The following is a 14,661-nucleotide window of genomic DNA, read 5'->3' as shown; positions in this document are numbered from 1 at the left end:
CTGAACGATCGAACCTGTCGCCGAATGCTGTTGAGAACGTACTTAGAAGAGGAACATCATGACTAGTCAGATTACTACGACAGCATCCACTTATATGCTACCAGATTTGGTAGAAATTCAGCGTTCTAGCTTCCGCTGGTTTTTGGAAGAAGGCTTAATCGAAGAATTAGATAGCTTCTCGCCGATTACTGACTATACGGGCAAACTAGAGCTGCGGTTCTTAGCTAAAAATTACAAGCTCAAACGTCCTAAATATGACGTAGATGAAGCAAAGCGACGCGATGCCAGCTATGCCGTACAAATGTATGTGCCGACTCAGTTAATCAACAAGGAAGACAAGGGCAAAATCATCGAGCAAGATGTCTTTATCGGCGACTTACCCTTGATGACCGATCGTGGTACGTTTATTATCAACGGCGCAGAGCGGGTAATCGTCAATCAGATCGTGCGATCGCCTGGAGTATATTACAAGTCCGAGTTAGATAAAAACGGTCGCAGAACTTATAGTGCCTCGCTGATTCCTAACCGGGGTGCGTGGTTGAAGTTTGAGACCGATAAAAATGATATCGTCTGGGTGCGGATCGACAAGACGCGCAAACTTTCGGCGCAGGTATTGTTAAAAGCCTTGGGATTGACTGATAACGAGATTTTTGACTCGTTACGTCACCCTGAATTTTATCAAAAGACGATCGATAAAGAAGGCAACTTATCTGAAGAAGAAGCCTTGATGGAGCTGTATAAAAAACTACGTCCGGGTGAGCCACCTACCGTCAGTGGCGGTCAGCAATTGCTTGACTCGCGCTTCTTTGACCCTAAACGTTACGATTTGGGCAAAGTCGGTCGGTATAAATTAAATCGCAAATTGCGGTTAACTACGCCCGATAGCGTGCGGGTATTGACTCCTCAAGATATCTTGTGTGCGATCGACTACCTGATCAATTTAGAATTTGATATCGGTAGTACCGATGATATCGACCACTTAGGCAATCGCCGCGTGCGTTCGGTAGGTGAGCTATTACAGAACCAAATTCGGGTCGGTTTAAACCGCCTAGAACGGATCATTCGCGAACGGATGACGGTATCTGAGACTAGCAGCTTAACTCCGGCTAGTTTGGTCAACCCTAAGCCATTAGTAGCCGCCGTGAAGGAATTTTTTGGTTCCTCACAACTGTCCCAGTTTATGGATCAAACTAATCCCCTAGCGGAATTGACCCACAAACGCCGACTTTCAGCATTAGGCCCTGGTGGTTTGACGCGAGAACGGGCGGGTTTTGCGGTGCGAGACATCCATACCTCCCACTACGGGCGGATTTGTCCGATCGAAACGCCTGAAGGCCCTAACGCGGGATTGATCGGTTCGTTGGCAACTCACGCACGGGTAAATCAGTATGGATTTATCGAAACACCCTTCTTACCTGTCGAAAATGGTCGGGTTAAGCGCGAGTTAGAAGCTGAATATATGACAGCGGATCAGGAAGATGACCTGCGGGTAGCACCTGGCGATATTACCACCGATGAAAATGGTTATATCTTAGGTTCGACAATTCCCGTCCGCTATCGGCACGAATTTACCACCACCACACCGGATCAGGTGGATTATGTGGCAATTTCGCCCGTACAGATTATTTCGGTTGCGACATCGCTAATTCCGTTCCTCGAACACGATGATGCTAACCGCGCCCTCATGGGTTCTAACATGCAACGTCAGGCGGTACCCTTACTGCGTCCCGAACGCCCGTTAGTCGGTACTGGATTAGAAGTCCAAGCTGCACGAGATTCCGGGATGGTCATCGTCGCTAAATTCGACGGTGTGGTGAGCTTTATCGAAGCCGAATCGATCGATGTGAAGGGCGATAATGGTCGCACGCAGAAATATCTGCTTCAGAAATATCACCGTTCCAACCAGGATACTTGCTTAAATCAACGTCCGCTGGTGCAAATTGGAGATCGGATCGTTGCAGGTCAAGTTTTAGCTGATGGTTCGGCAACTGAAGGCGGCGAACTGGCTTTAGGACAGAATATTCTCGTGGCTTATATGCCGTGGGAAGGCTACAACTATGAGGATGCAATTCTGATTAGCGAGAAATTAGTTTCTCAGGATTACTACACCAGTATCCACATTGAGAAGTTTGAAATCGAAGCGCGTCAGACTAAATTAGGCCCTGAAGAAATTACCCGCGAGATTCCTAACGTTAGTGAAGAATCGTTGCGTAACCTTGACGAAACCGGAATTATTCGTAAAGGTGCTTGGGTAACATCTGGCGATATTTTGGTCGGTAAAGTCACCCCTAAAGGTGAATCGGATCAGCCGCCTGAAGAAAAACTCCTCCGGGCGATCTTTGGTGAGAAAGCGCGTGATGTCCGCGATAACTCTTTGCGAGTACCTAATGGTGAAAAAGGTCGTGTTGTCGATGTTCGGGTATTTACCCGCGAACAAGGCGATGAATTGCCACCTGGAGCCAATATGGTCGTCCGCATTTATGTCGCCCAAAAACGGAAAATCCAAGTTGGCGATAAAATGGCCGGACGACACGGGAATAAAGGGATTGTCTCGCGGATTATGCCCGTAGAAGACATGCCCTATCTCCCCGATGGTACCGCTGTCGATATCGTCCTCAACCCCTTGGGCGTGCCATCGCGGATGAACGTCGGACAGGTATTTGAATGTCTGCTCGGTTGGGCGGGACACAACCTGGGAATGCGGTTTAAGGTGACACCATTCGATGAAATGTACGCGCCAGAAGCTTCGCGGACGACGGTTCACGGCAAGCTCAAAGCGGCAGCAAAAGCGCAAGATAAACCCTGGATTTTCGATAAAAACGAACCGGGTAAAACCACAGTATACGACGGACGGACTGGCGAAGCCTTCGACCGACCCGTAACTGTCGGTAAAGCGTATATGCTCAAACTCGTCCACTTAGTCGATGATAAGATCCACGCGCGTTCGACAGGCCCTTACTCGCTTGTTACCCAACAGCCCCTCGGCGGTAAAGCCCAACAAGGCGGTCAACGGTTCGGAGAAATGGAAGTATGGGCACTCGAAGCTTTCGGTGCAGCGTATACACTCCAAGAGTTGCTTACCGTCAAATCAGACGATATGCAAGGTCGTAACGATGCCCTCAATGCGATCGTGAAAGGTAAATCGATCCCCAGCCCTGGTACGCCAGAATCGTTTAAGGTACTGATGCGAGAACTACAATCGCTAGGTTTAGATATTGCCGTGCACAAAGTCGAACAGACTCCCGATGGCGACAGCCGCGATGTCGAAGTCGATTTGATGGCAGATGTCAACACCCGTCGCGCCCCTTCACGTCCCACCTACGAATCGTTTGCGCGTGGCGACGATAGTGAAGAAGGGTAGGAAGGTGTTAGGTTTTAGGCTTTAGGCGTTAGGTTCGGAACGTACCGCGTGCCCCTAATAGCCACCCGACTCCTAAGAGCTAAAACCTAAAACCTAATACCCAATCTCTAATCCCTAATCCCCAAAGCCCAATCCTTATCCCCTAGATTATGCGTCAAAAGCTAGAAACCAAGTTTGATTACGTTAAGATTGGGATTGCGTCACCCGATCGGATTCGAGAATGGGGTTCGCGCAACTTACCCAATGGACAACTAGTTGGTGAAGTTACCAAGCCAGAAACCATTAATTACCGGACGTTAAAACCGGAGATGGATGGCTTATTCTGCGAGCGAATTTTTGGCCCAGCGAAGGATTGGGAGTGCCATTGCGGTAAATACAAGCGGGTGCGCCATCGGGGGATTGTCTGCGAACGTTGTGGGGTCGAAGTAACTGAATCTCGCGTTCGCCGTCACCGGATGGGCTTTATTAAGCTGGCTGCGCCAGTAGCTCACGTCTGGTATCTCAAAGGGATTCCCAGCTACTTGAGCATTTTGCTCGATATGCCATTGCGGGATGTCGAACAGATCGTCTACTTTAACTCCTATGTCGTGCTATCTGCGGGCAACGACGACACCCTCGGCTATAAGCAACTACTCACTGAAGAACAGTGGCTAGAAATTGAAGAGCGGATTTATAGTGAAGATTCCGAACTCGAAGGAGTAGAAGTCGGAATTGGCGCAGAAGCCGTCCAGCGGCTCCTAGAAGACCTGCAATTAGAAGAAGAGGCTGAAAAGCTCCGGGAGCAGATTAGCGAGTCCAAGGGGCAAAAACGCGCCAAGTTAATCAAACGCCTGCGGGTGATCGATAACTTTATCGCAACTGGCAGCCGTCCCGAATGGATGATCCTCAGCTATGTACCCGTAATTCCCCCCGACTTGCGCCCGATGGTGCAACTCGATGGCGGTCGGTTTGCGACTTCAGATTTAAACGATCTGTATCGCCGCGTGATCAACCGGAATAACCGTCTGGCAAGATTGCAAGAAATTTTAGCACCAGAAATTATCGTCCGGAACGAGAAACGGATGCTCCAAGAAGCCGTCGATGCGCTCATCGACAACGGTCGTCGCGGACGCACGGTAGTAGGAGCCAATAACCGCGCCCTCAAATCTCTTTCGGATATTATCGAAGGTAAACAAGGACGCTTCCGTCAGAACTTGCTCGGTAAACGGGTAGATTATTCCGGACGTTCGGTAATTGTCGTCGGGCCAAAACTGAAAATCCATCAGTGTGGATTGCCACGAGAAATGGCGATCGAATTATTCCAGCCGTTTGTAATTCATCGGTTGATTAAAAATAACCTCGTCAATAATATTAAAGCAGCCAAGAAACTCATTCAACGCGGCGACCCTACCGTTTGGGATGTCTTAGAAGAAGTAATTTCTGGACACCCAGTGATGCTAAATCGGGCACCAACCCTGCACCGTTTGGGAATTCAAGCTTTTGAACCAATTATCGTCGAAGGTCGAGCCATTCAACTCCATCCCCTCGTCTGTCCGGCATTTAACGCCGACTTCGACGGCGACCAAATGGCAGTACACGTCCCCCTCTCGTTAGAATCTCAAGCCGAAGCCCGATTGCTAATGTTGGCGAGTAATAATATTCTCTCACCAGCAACGGGTTCGCCGATCGTCGCACCATCGCAAGATATGGTCTTGGGTTGTTATTATCTCACTGCCCGCAACCCCGATCTCGCCGAAACCGACAGGTATTTTGCGAACCTCGAAGATGCAGTCCGGGCATACGATCGCGCCGAACTCAATATCCACAGTTTTATCTGGGTCAGATATGACGGTTTAATGGAGTCCGACGATGAGGAAAAAGAGCCATTAGAAACGATCGATAACGGCGACGGAACCAGCACTAGGCTCTATAAGTATCGCCGCGTTCGCGAAACCAGCACGGGCGAACTGCTCTCTCAATACATCTACACCACCCCAGGTCGGATTATTTATAACAAAACCATTCAAGAAGTCCTTTCTGTCTAGGGATTAGGCTTTAAGAAGGCTTTAGGTATTAGGCTTTAGGCTTTAGGGATAAGAATTTAGATTTATTTCTAATACCCAATCGCCAATCTCTAATCCCCAATCCTTAACACCTAAAACCTAACACCTAAAGCCTAACACCCAAAGCCTAATACCTAATACCTAACACCTAACCCCTAGATCATGAGCGAAAAAGAGAGAAAGCCGATCGCATTTAACAACCGGATGGTTGATAAAGGTCAGTTGAAAAAGCTGATTACCTGGTCGTTTCGGCATTATGGTACCGCGCGGACAGCACAGATGGCGGACAAACTCAAAGAATTGGGTTTCCGATTTGCCACTAGAGCAGGTGTCTCGATTAGTATCGACGACCTGAAGATTCCGCCGATCAAAAAGGAAATGCTCGAAGCAGCCGAAAATACGATCGACGAAACCGAAGCTAAGTACACGCGCGGCGAAATTACCGAAGTCGAACGGTTCCAGAAGGTTATCGATACCTGGAACATCACTTCTGAGAGCCTCAAAGATGAAGTAGTAGTTAACTTCAGAGAAAATTATCCGCTTAACTCCGTCTACATGATGGCGTTTTCTGGGGCGCGGGGTAACTTGTCGCAAGTCCGTCAGCTCGTGGGAATGCGGGGTCTGATGGCGAATCCGCAAGGGGAAATTATCGATTTACCGATTAAGACTAACTTTAAAGAAGGTTTGACGGTAACCGAGTATATTATTTCCTCTTATGGTGCCCGCAAAGGTCTGGTAGATACGGCATTAAGAACGGCTGACTCTGGATACCTCACACGTCGCTTGGTAGACGTTTCCCAAGATGTAATCGTCCGCGAACACGACTGTGGTACGATTCGGGGTCTCAATGTCGAAGCGATGAAGGATGGAGATCGCGTCTTAATTCCGCTCAAAGATCGGATGCACGGACGGGTATTAGCCGCAGATGTGTTCCATCCGGAAACTAAAGCATTAATCGCCACCCGCAACCAACAACTAGATGAAGATACGATCGCGGCAATTACTAAAGCCGATGTGAAATCTGTCTTCGCCCGCTCCGCGCTGACTTGCGAAGCCGCACGTTCTGTCTGTCAGCTTTGCTACGGTTGGAGTTTAGCGCACGGACACCTAGTAGATTTAGGTGAAGCAGTTGGGATTATTGCCGCGCAATCGATCGGCGAACCTGGTACCCAGCTTACCATGCGGACATTCCACACGGGTGGGGTATTCACAGGCGAAGTCGAACAACAAATTCGCGCTCCTCACGATGGTACCGTCAAGTTCTTAAATCTCCGCGTCCGTTCTGTCCGAACTCGTCACGGGGAAGATCGCGAACAAGTCGAAGTTGTCGGCGACTTAATCCTCGAACCGAAAGGTAAAGGTAAGAAAAAAGTCTTTAACCTCACTCCTGGCTCGCTGCTATTGGTGCCCGACGGTGCCGAAGTTAAAACTGGCGACTTGCTCGCAGAAATCGCCCTGAGTAAGGGCGGACGCTCCACCGAGAAAGCGACTAAAGACGTAGCCTCAGATTTAGCTGGGGAAGTCTTATTCGCCGATATCGTCCCTGAAGAAAAAACCGATCGTCAAGGTAACATGACCCGGATCGCGCAACGTGGCGGTCTGATCTGGGTACTCTCTGGTGAAGTTTATAACTTACCACCTGGAGCCGAACCGTTGGTCAAAAACGGCGATCGCGTTTCCGAGCATGGCGTACTGGCAGAAACACGACTGATTTCGGTCAGTGGTGGGGTTGTCAGACTGCGCGGCGAACGGGAAATCGATATTATTACTGCGTCCGTGTCGCTCGATCGGGCTAAAGTGGAAGTCGATACCGAATCGGGACGAGAGCAATACACGATCGTCACCGATGACAATCAACGCTTCCAACTGCTCACCGCGCCAGGAACTAAAGTTCAAAATAGCACTGCCGTCGCCGAATTGGTAGACGATCGCTATCGGACGCGCACGGGCGGAATCGTTAAATTTGCTGGCTTAGATGTCCAGAAGAAAGGTAAAGCCAAACAGGGCTACGAGGTCGTCCAAGGCGGGACAATCTTATGGATTCCCGAAGAGTCTCATGAGGTCAATAAAGACATCTCCCTGCTCATCGTCGAAGATGGTCAATTTGTCGAAGCAGGTACCGAAGTCATTCGCGATATCTTCTGTGGCATTAGCGGCATTGTCGAAGTCGTTCAGAAAAATGACATTCTCCGGGAAATCACCATCAAACCGGGCGAACTACATCTACTCGACGACCCCGAAGCGGGACAATCGGTTACTGGTACCATCTGTTATCCAGGTAACAAGCCAGTCCCCGAACTCGAAGCTGTCACCGAACTGCGGTACTTAGAGTACGTCGAAACCCCTGAAGGTTCGGCATTACTAATTCGTCCCGTCGTGGAATATCAGGTTCCTGACGAGCCAAATTTACCATCTCAAGCATCTGTCAATCAGGCTGGCAACCACGGCACGATCGAACTGCGCGCCGTTCAGCGCGTACCTTATAAAGATGGAGAGCGCGTTAAATCAGTCGATGGGGTCGAACTGCTCCGCACTCAACTAGTGTTAGAAATGGATTCGACCAGCACGCCGCAACTGGCTGCCGATATCGAACTAATTAAAGACGAAGATACTGGCGAACTGCGAATCCAACTGGTGATTCTCGAATCGCTTACCATCCGCCGCGATACCGCAGGCGATAACCTCGGTGGTAGCACTTATACAGAGGCTCTAGTGACCGAAGGTCAACAAATCGCCCCTGGTGCCGTCGTCGCCCGCACCGAAATCCGGTGCAAACACCCAGGTGAAGTACGCGGAATCCGTCAAGGTGCCGAATCGGTGCGCCGAGTCTTGGTCGTCCGCGATACCGACCGCACGATCGTCGAAACCAACGGTGCAGCACCAACTGTCAAGGTGGGTAAACTAATCGTTTCGGGCAACGAACTCGCAGCCGGGATCTCTAGTCCTGAATCTGGTGAAGTCGTCGAAATTAACGACAACCAAGTCATACTGCGGATGGCGCGTCCTTACCGCGTATCGCCGGGAGCAATCTTGCACATCGATACTGGCGATCTCGTTCAACGGGGCGATAATCTGGTACTACTGGTATTCGAGCGATCGAAAACCGGAGACATCATCCAAGGTTTACCCCGGATCGAAGAACTGCTCGAAGCGCGTAAACCGAAAGAGCCTTGTATCCTCAACCGTCGTAACGGTCATGCATCTGTCGTCTACAACGACGATAACGAACCGACCGAAATTAAGGTGATCGATGCTAGCGGCGCAGTCGAAGAATACTTCCTCGGCCCAGGTCAAAACCTGCTCGTCTCCGACGGACAAGAAGTCAAAGCAGGACACTTACTCACCGACGGACAGCTCAATCCCCACGAGATCCTAGATGTCTACTTCAACCATTTCCGCGAGGAAAATGGGGTCTTTGAAGCAGCTCTACTCGCACTCCAAAAAGCGCAGGCATTCTTGGTCAACCAAGTTCAATCGGTATACCAATCCCAAGGGGTAGAGATTTCCGACAAACACATCGAAGTGATCGTGCGTCAGATGACATCCAAAGTCCGCATCGACGATGGTGGCGACACCACGATGCTGCCAGGAGAACTCCAAGAACTCCGCCAAGTCGAACAGGTAAATGAAGCCATGTCGATTACAGGTGCGGCTCCAGCGGAATATACACCGATGCTGTTAGGGATTACCAAGGCATCCTTGAATACCGATAGCTTTATCTCGGCTGCGAGTTTCCAAGAGACTACCCGCGTCTTGACTGAAGCGGCGATTGAAGGTAAATCTGACTGGTTGCGCGGCTTGAAAGAGAACGTGATTATCGGTCGTCTAATTCCGGCTGGTACGGGCTTCAACGCTTATGAAGACTCTAACTTCTCCAGCCCAATTATCGACAACGATTACGGCTCTCCAGGGCTGTATGGTGCCTACGAGGGCACCATCGGTAACGATGAGGATATGATTCTCGACGATCGTACCGCCCGCAATTACGATCTCGACGATCCGATTTTGGGTAGTTTATCGATTATCAAACCTTCGAGTAAGGAAGAAGAAGACGAATTTGCGGGACTCTACGGCGATACTGTCAAAGCGGCTGGCACTGCCGATGAAGAAGACTTCGACTGGTCGCCACCAGGAGATAGCGACGATGAAGATGAAGAGTTTTAGGGTTTATTAAACCCTAAAAGTAAATTTATGTAATTGTAAGCTCACATTAAATATGTGGGCTTTTTTTATTGTCAGTTCCTATTCCCTATCCCCTAATTCACGACACCGGACGTAACTTTTCAAAAGCGCGATCGAGATGTTCGACAAAACTTTCGATATTAACTACTGTCATCTTAAATAACGAAGATAGCTCCTGTGCGGATGTTTCCGAAATATCAGTTAAAATCATAAAAGCATGTTCGCGATCTAAGCCTAATATCGACGATATCTTGGCATACTTTTCTAGATATCTTTGATAATTACCCGTTTTAGCTTCAAACCAAAAAATATCGTTACCGATTTTAAAAATCGCATCTAACTCAAAGTCATCACCATTGGGTAGAGTAATTTGGGGGTTTAATAAATACGAATATTGTAATTCTAAATGTGTTTTACGAATAGCTTCAATCGTCCGATCTTTAACAAATCGTTCTAACCATTGCCCCGAAAAAAAACTGAGAGCTTTAGGGTTGCGACTGGGTTTGGCAGATAGAATAAAATGTGGAGATTTTTGGTAGCGATATTCTTCTAAAAATGTCAGATCGTGCAGTCTAGTGGCAAGTTGACAGATATTAGCAATTTGTTCTTGAGGTGAATTTTTAAGGTTAATAGTAAAAGAGTAACCTCGATCCATATTTGATTTAATTCGTGCATATAACTTCTCGATCGAATTGTATCGATTGCCCATAAACATCGCCAGCCGATCGAGAATATCGTCGCATTCTTGTCTCGGTGGAATACTCTTGATCTGGATGCCTCTAGTTTTTAAAAATTCTTGTAGCTCGGTACTATCTACTTCAATAACACTCGTCTTGACAATCTGTGCCGCAGCAAGTTTACCACTGTGAGTAATTGGCTCTAATTTAACCTCAGGTGTGCCATTGACAGCCGAATCGCCGCGATCTGATACCTCAACTCGATATCGTTCGATAACCCGCTCTAGCTTGGAGATTTTGCGGCGGTAGTTGCGGTTTAAGAATAGATAACTGGCAGTAGCACCAACTATCATGCCGATCGATAGCGCAATTAGAGTATTCACTATGGTTATTAGAAATGGTAATTCGAGCTAAAGAACGGAAATTTTGAGTATTTTCTAGCAGAGGCAGCTCGACTGAGTATTTTTATACTACTGTGGTTTACTCTCAAGCATAAATCTTCTGTACGAAGGTAGCTGTTACAACTTAGCCCAGAAGAAGGTGGGATCGATTCTCTTTCAGAGAGGCTTCTGCGCAGGCAGACGCTTCGCGAACGCCAACGAGTTTAATCGCAGTTAGTCTCAATACTACGCATATTTTAGACTATTCTTTCCATTTTCCAGTCACAATCGATGCAAACTCAGAATATTAGCATACTCAATCTAGAGTTGCAGCGATCGCCACGAAGATCCGTAAGTTTACTGAGAATGCGAGGTAATTGCTGGGGAATACTAGTTTCATCCACTGAATTTGAGATTTAACTTTGAAGCTGCGGTGCTGCAAATTAATATTTTGAGTTTGGAATTGTGAATTGTAATGCGACGATGGAGTTAGAGCAGCAAGCGAAGTTCGATTCTTTAGTACGACAATTAGAACGATCGCGGCACCGGAAGACAACCAATTATCAGATCCGCGTAGCCGCGTTAGCAGCGATCGGTTATGGGTATATTGCGATCGTTTGTCTGGGTTTGTTTAGTAGTTTATGGTTAGTAAAATGGCTGGTTGAAGCAGATCGACAGCAGCCGATTGTGGCGATTAAGATAGATTCGCTGCTAGAACATCCCGATCGATTGTGGCTGTTGTTTGGATTGGTTATTACCATCGCGATCGCCCTGTGCTGGACTCAATCGCCACAGCTTACCGATCGGGAAATCGATCGCGCCCAATTCCCAGAACTATTTGCAACTATTGATGAATTAAGCCATAAGTTAAACGCGCCGAAAATCGATCGTGTGATTATTAATTTCGAGCATAATGCGGCTGTATCTCAATTACCGCATTTTGGCTGGCGCGAAAGTTGTCATAACTATCTAATTCTCGGACTCCCCTTATTACAATCGTTAACTCCCGCACAGTTTCAGGCTACTTTAGCTCACGAGCTAGAACATCTATCGAATAATGATAGTAATTTTATGGGCTATATTTTACGAGTCGGTCGGATGTGGGAGCAACTGACAGTAGATAGTAATTTATTTGTGTTTCAGTGGTTTTTTCGGTGGTATGAACCAGTAATTAAGGCTTATTCTTTGATATCGGTACGCGATCGTGAATATGCCGCAGATGCTTCGGCAAAACGGATGACTAGTGCAGAAATTGCGGCTAGCGATCTGATTCAAACTTATATTTATCAGTATTATTTACAAGAGTGCTTCAGCCGTCAACTCGATCGTCAAGCACATGAGTGTGAAACGCCACCGCCAGATGTTGTCACCCAAATGTTAGCCGCCTTACGTCAACCGCTCGATCCAAAAACAGCTACAGTCTGGCTGGGATTGATTCTAGGGCAAGCCACCGACACCGATGATACTCACCCCTGTTTGAGCGATCGATTGGCTGCTATGGGCTATCCTACCCCCAAATTCTGGACTCCACAACCGATTCTTCAGACGGCGGCGGAACACTTTTTTGGCGATCGCTTGGTAGATTTAGCCGCCGAACTCGACGTACAGTGGTACGAGCAGCGCAAAGCCGCTTGGTTGCGTCAATACCAACACGCACGCGCTCAACGCGAATATTTAATCACCCTCAATCGCAACAGTCAGACGGCACCTTTAATGCTGGGAGCAGCGACTGTTAGAGCAGATTTGACTACCGAATTAGATGGTGAATTATTAGCTTTACCACTATGGCAAGCAATTCTCGATCGAGATCCCAATTGTGCTGCGGCAAATTATCAAGTCGGTAAGGCAATTATAAATCGGGGATATGCCAGTGGTTGTGCTTATTTAGAACGGGCGATTTCTTTAGATCCAGATTTAGTCGTAGCTAGTTGTGAGGAGTTATATCGCTTTCATATTTTTCAAGGTAATTTCTCAGCAGCCGAGATTTATTTAGAGTGGCGACAGCATCATTTACACAAACAATGGCGATCGAAGTTAGAGCGCAATATTAAAGAAACAGATCGATTTACACCTCACGATTTAGAAGCAAATTTAATTGCTGAGATTTGTCAGAAGCTAGCTCTGCATTCAGCAATCGATCGAGCATATTTAGTCTGTAAGCCAATGCAAGTTTTCCGCGATCGACCGCTATATATACTCAGCTTGAAACTTACTAAAAGCCGAGAAATCGACATTCATCGACTCCAGCATAATCTCAGGTTAGAAGCTGAAATTTGTCAACGATTGCGAATCGAGCTGAATTTTATCAGCCGATTGGTAATTGCAATCTTCGATAGCGATCGCACTGGTTTTAGCGATGAGCGCGAGTTACAGCTAATCGGTAATATTCAAAAAATACCCGACGCACGAATTTTCTAGAATTTTTAGATCTACCACTTGCAACTTTTACCGATTAAAATGTCGAAGCATCAACCGTCTAGTTTTTTAGGTCAATGGTTATTAATTCAAACCTTTGGGGCGATCGCGTTGGCAATTGCCACTCAAGCGATCGTCACTTTAATAGTTTTAATGTATCGTTTAGATAATTTAGCGATCGTCTATTTTCTCAGATCGTTAGCTTGCCTGTTGAGTAGTATCATTCAAGGTTATCTCCAATGGCAAATGCTCAGACAAGTAGTTAAATCACTCGATCGCAAATGGATATATACAGCAATTGCCAGATTGCCGATCGATCTATTAACTTGGGGAGTAATTCATCTCGGAATTGATAATTTTGTTTTAGATGAAGATGGAACTTCACTGATTATTTTAGCAATTATTGGTGGAATTTGCGGTGGAATTAATGGTATAGTCGTCGGCAATTGGCAAAAGTCTTTATTCAAGCAACGTCTCTACTGGCGATCTTTATGGCATGATTGGGATCGAGAACAGTTACTTGCTGGCGCACTGAGTGGAATTGTTGCGACGATGATTATTATTAGTTCGGTATTGTTATGTGGTTGGGATTGGATGTCATCGCCAATACCCGCATTTATCTGTTCGATCGGATTGGCTTCGGCTTCCCCAATTATGTATGGTGTAATTGTGGGCGATACTATTCAAGATGTATTCAAGCAAGCAAAGTTAATCGAGTAATTTATTCGCTCTCAACTGCTTGGCAAATTTAAGTGCTTCATCTGGGGTAGAAATTTCGCCTGTAATTCTTGCTAGTTGAATTTCAGTTAATAATTTACCGATTGTCGGTGAAGGTGGAATGCTCAAATGTTCGACTAAATCGCGACCATTAACTAATGGAGTTGGGTGTGCAACTTGGCTGTATGGATCGAGATATCGATCGATTAAGTCTTGCGATTTTTCTAGCTCTACTCCAGCAGCGATCGCCATTAGCACCAATAGCGGGAAATTATTCCCTACCGATTGAAACCAGAAATATTGTTCTGTTAAAGACATACCCGCTGCTAACAATTGCGGCAAATAATTAATAACCGTAGTTACCACCTGAATTTCTGCCGAACTAAACGTCAGGCGGAGCATTTGAGCTGTTGCTAATGCTAGATCTGGGGATAATAAAATCGTTAGTTTCCCGATCGCTTCCCGGTTGATAGAAATTGTATCGCGTAAAGGTCGATCGAGTTCGCGATCGAGCGCGGGATAATGTTGTTTGACTAATTCGATCGATCGATCTAACTGAGTCAATCTGTGGTTAAAATTTGGCTCTACAGGTATTTCTAACCAACCAGCCAATAGCTCGTCACTCACTATCGCCGCCAACCATTGACTGCTATTGGGTGTCTGCAACAAATACCGTAACTCAGCTAATACCCGTTCGGCTGCAACCGTCGTCAACAGCGCGACTAATTCTCGAATAGCCGTTTGCGTGTTTGGTTCGATCGTAAAATTAAGTTGTGCCCCTTGACGATAGGCTCTAAGCAGCCGTAACGGATCGTCTACTAAGTTGAGTCTACTTACCATCCGAATCGTGCGATCTTGGATGTCCTGGGTGCCATTGAGGGGATCGA

Annotated in this window: 7 protein-coding genes; 5 read left to right on the top strand and 2 right to left on the bottom strand. The window is 47.1% G+C overall.

Features of this window, described 5'->3' with window-relative positions; translation table 11 throughout:
* Nucleotides 1–58 precede the first annotated feature (58 nt).
* The 3 genes from rpoB (at nt 59) to Q0R35_RS05470 (ending at nt 9,567) form a co-directional block, all read left to right on the top strand.
* Nucleotides 59–3,361, top strand: coding sequence for a DNA-directed RNA polymerase subunit beta (gene rpoB / locus Q0R35_RS05480; protein WP_295615084.1), 3,303 nt, complete (start codon nt 59–61; stop codon nt 3,359–3,361).
* Between the two features lie 149 nt (nt 3,362–3,510).
* On the top strand, nt 3,511–5,385 hold the full coding sequence (locus Q0R35_RS05475) for a DNA-directed RNA polymerase subunit gamma (RefSeq protein ID WP_295615083.1): 1,875 nt from the start codon (nt 3,511–3,513) through the stop codon (nt 5,383–5,385).
* A gap of 180 nt (nt 5,386–5,565) precedes the next feature.
* The gene (locus tag Q0R35_RS05470) at nt 5,566–9,567 is read left to right on the top strand and encodes a DNA-directed RNA polymerase subunit beta' (RefSeq protein WP_295615082.1); all 4,002 of its coding nucleotides are present in this window, start codon (nt 5,566–5,568) and stop codon (nt 9,565–9,567) included.
* Between the two features lie 97 nt (nt 9,568–9,664).
* Here the strand turns inward: Q0R35_RS05470 and Q0R35_RS05465 are convergent, their stop codons facing one another.
* On the bottom strand, nt 9,665–10,645 hold the full coding sequence (locus Q0R35_RS05465) for a hypothetical protein (protein WP_295615081.1): 981 nt from the start codon (nt 10,643–10,645) through the stop codon (nt 9,665–9,667).
* Between the two features lie 462 nt (nt 10,646–11,107).
* Here Q0R35_RS05465 and Q0R35_RS05460 point away from each other — a divergent pair, with 462 nt between their 5' ends.
* Together Q0R35_RS05460 and Q0R35_RS05455 are read left to right on the top strand one after the other, a co-directional pair.
* The gene (locus Q0R35_RS05460) at nt 11,108–13,060 is read left to right on the top strand and encodes a M48 family metalloprotease (RefSeq protein WP_295615080.1); all 1,953 of its coding nucleotides are present in this window, start codon (nt 11,108–11,110) and stop codon (nt 13,058–13,060) included.
* A gap of 39 nt (nt 13,061–13,099) precedes the next feature.
* On the top strand, nt 13,100–13,777 hold the full coding sequence (locus Q0R35_RS05455) for a hypothetical protein (RefSeq protein WP_295615079.1): 678 nt from the start codon (nt 13,100–13,102) through the stop codon (nt 13,775–13,777).
* On the opposite strand, the gene Q0R35_RS05450 is transcribed toward Q0R35_RS05455, so the two are convergent.
* The coding region (locus Q0R35_RS05450) for a CCA tRNA nucleotidyltransferase (RefSeq protein WP_295615078.1) at nt 13,766–14,661 on the bottom strand (896 nt) is incomplete at its 5' end. The genes Q0R35_RS05455 and Q0R35_RS05450 overlap by 12 nt on opposite strands.

The sequence above is a fragment of the Chamaesiphon sp. GL140_3_metabinner_50 genome (assembly GCF_025361915.1).
Taxonomy (GTDB): Bacteria; Cyanobacteriota; Cyanobacteriia; order Cyanobacteriales; family Chamaesiphonaceae; genus Chamaesiphon.
This window is presented reverse-complemented; position numbering and strand designations above follow the sequence as displayed.

What these genes read in the sequence shown, in the direction of transcription:
- rpoB (WP_295615084.1), top strand. Translation starts at nt 59, where the DNA reads ATGACTAGTCAGATTACTACGACAGCATCCACTTATATGCTACCAGAT.
- Q0R35_RS05470 (WP_295615082.1), top strand. Translation starts at nt 5,566, where the DNA reads ATGAGCGAAAAAGAGAGAAAGCCGATCGCATTTAACAACCGGATGGTT.
- Q0R35_RS05475 (WP_295615083.1), top strand. Translation starts at nt 3,511, where the DNA reads ATGCGTCAAAAGCTAGAAACCAAGTTTGATTACGTTAAGATTGGGATT.
- Q0R35_RS05455 (WP_295615079.1), top strand. Translation starts at nt 13,100, where the DNA reads ATGTCGAAGCATCAACCGTCTAGTTTTTTAGGTCAATGGTTATTAATT.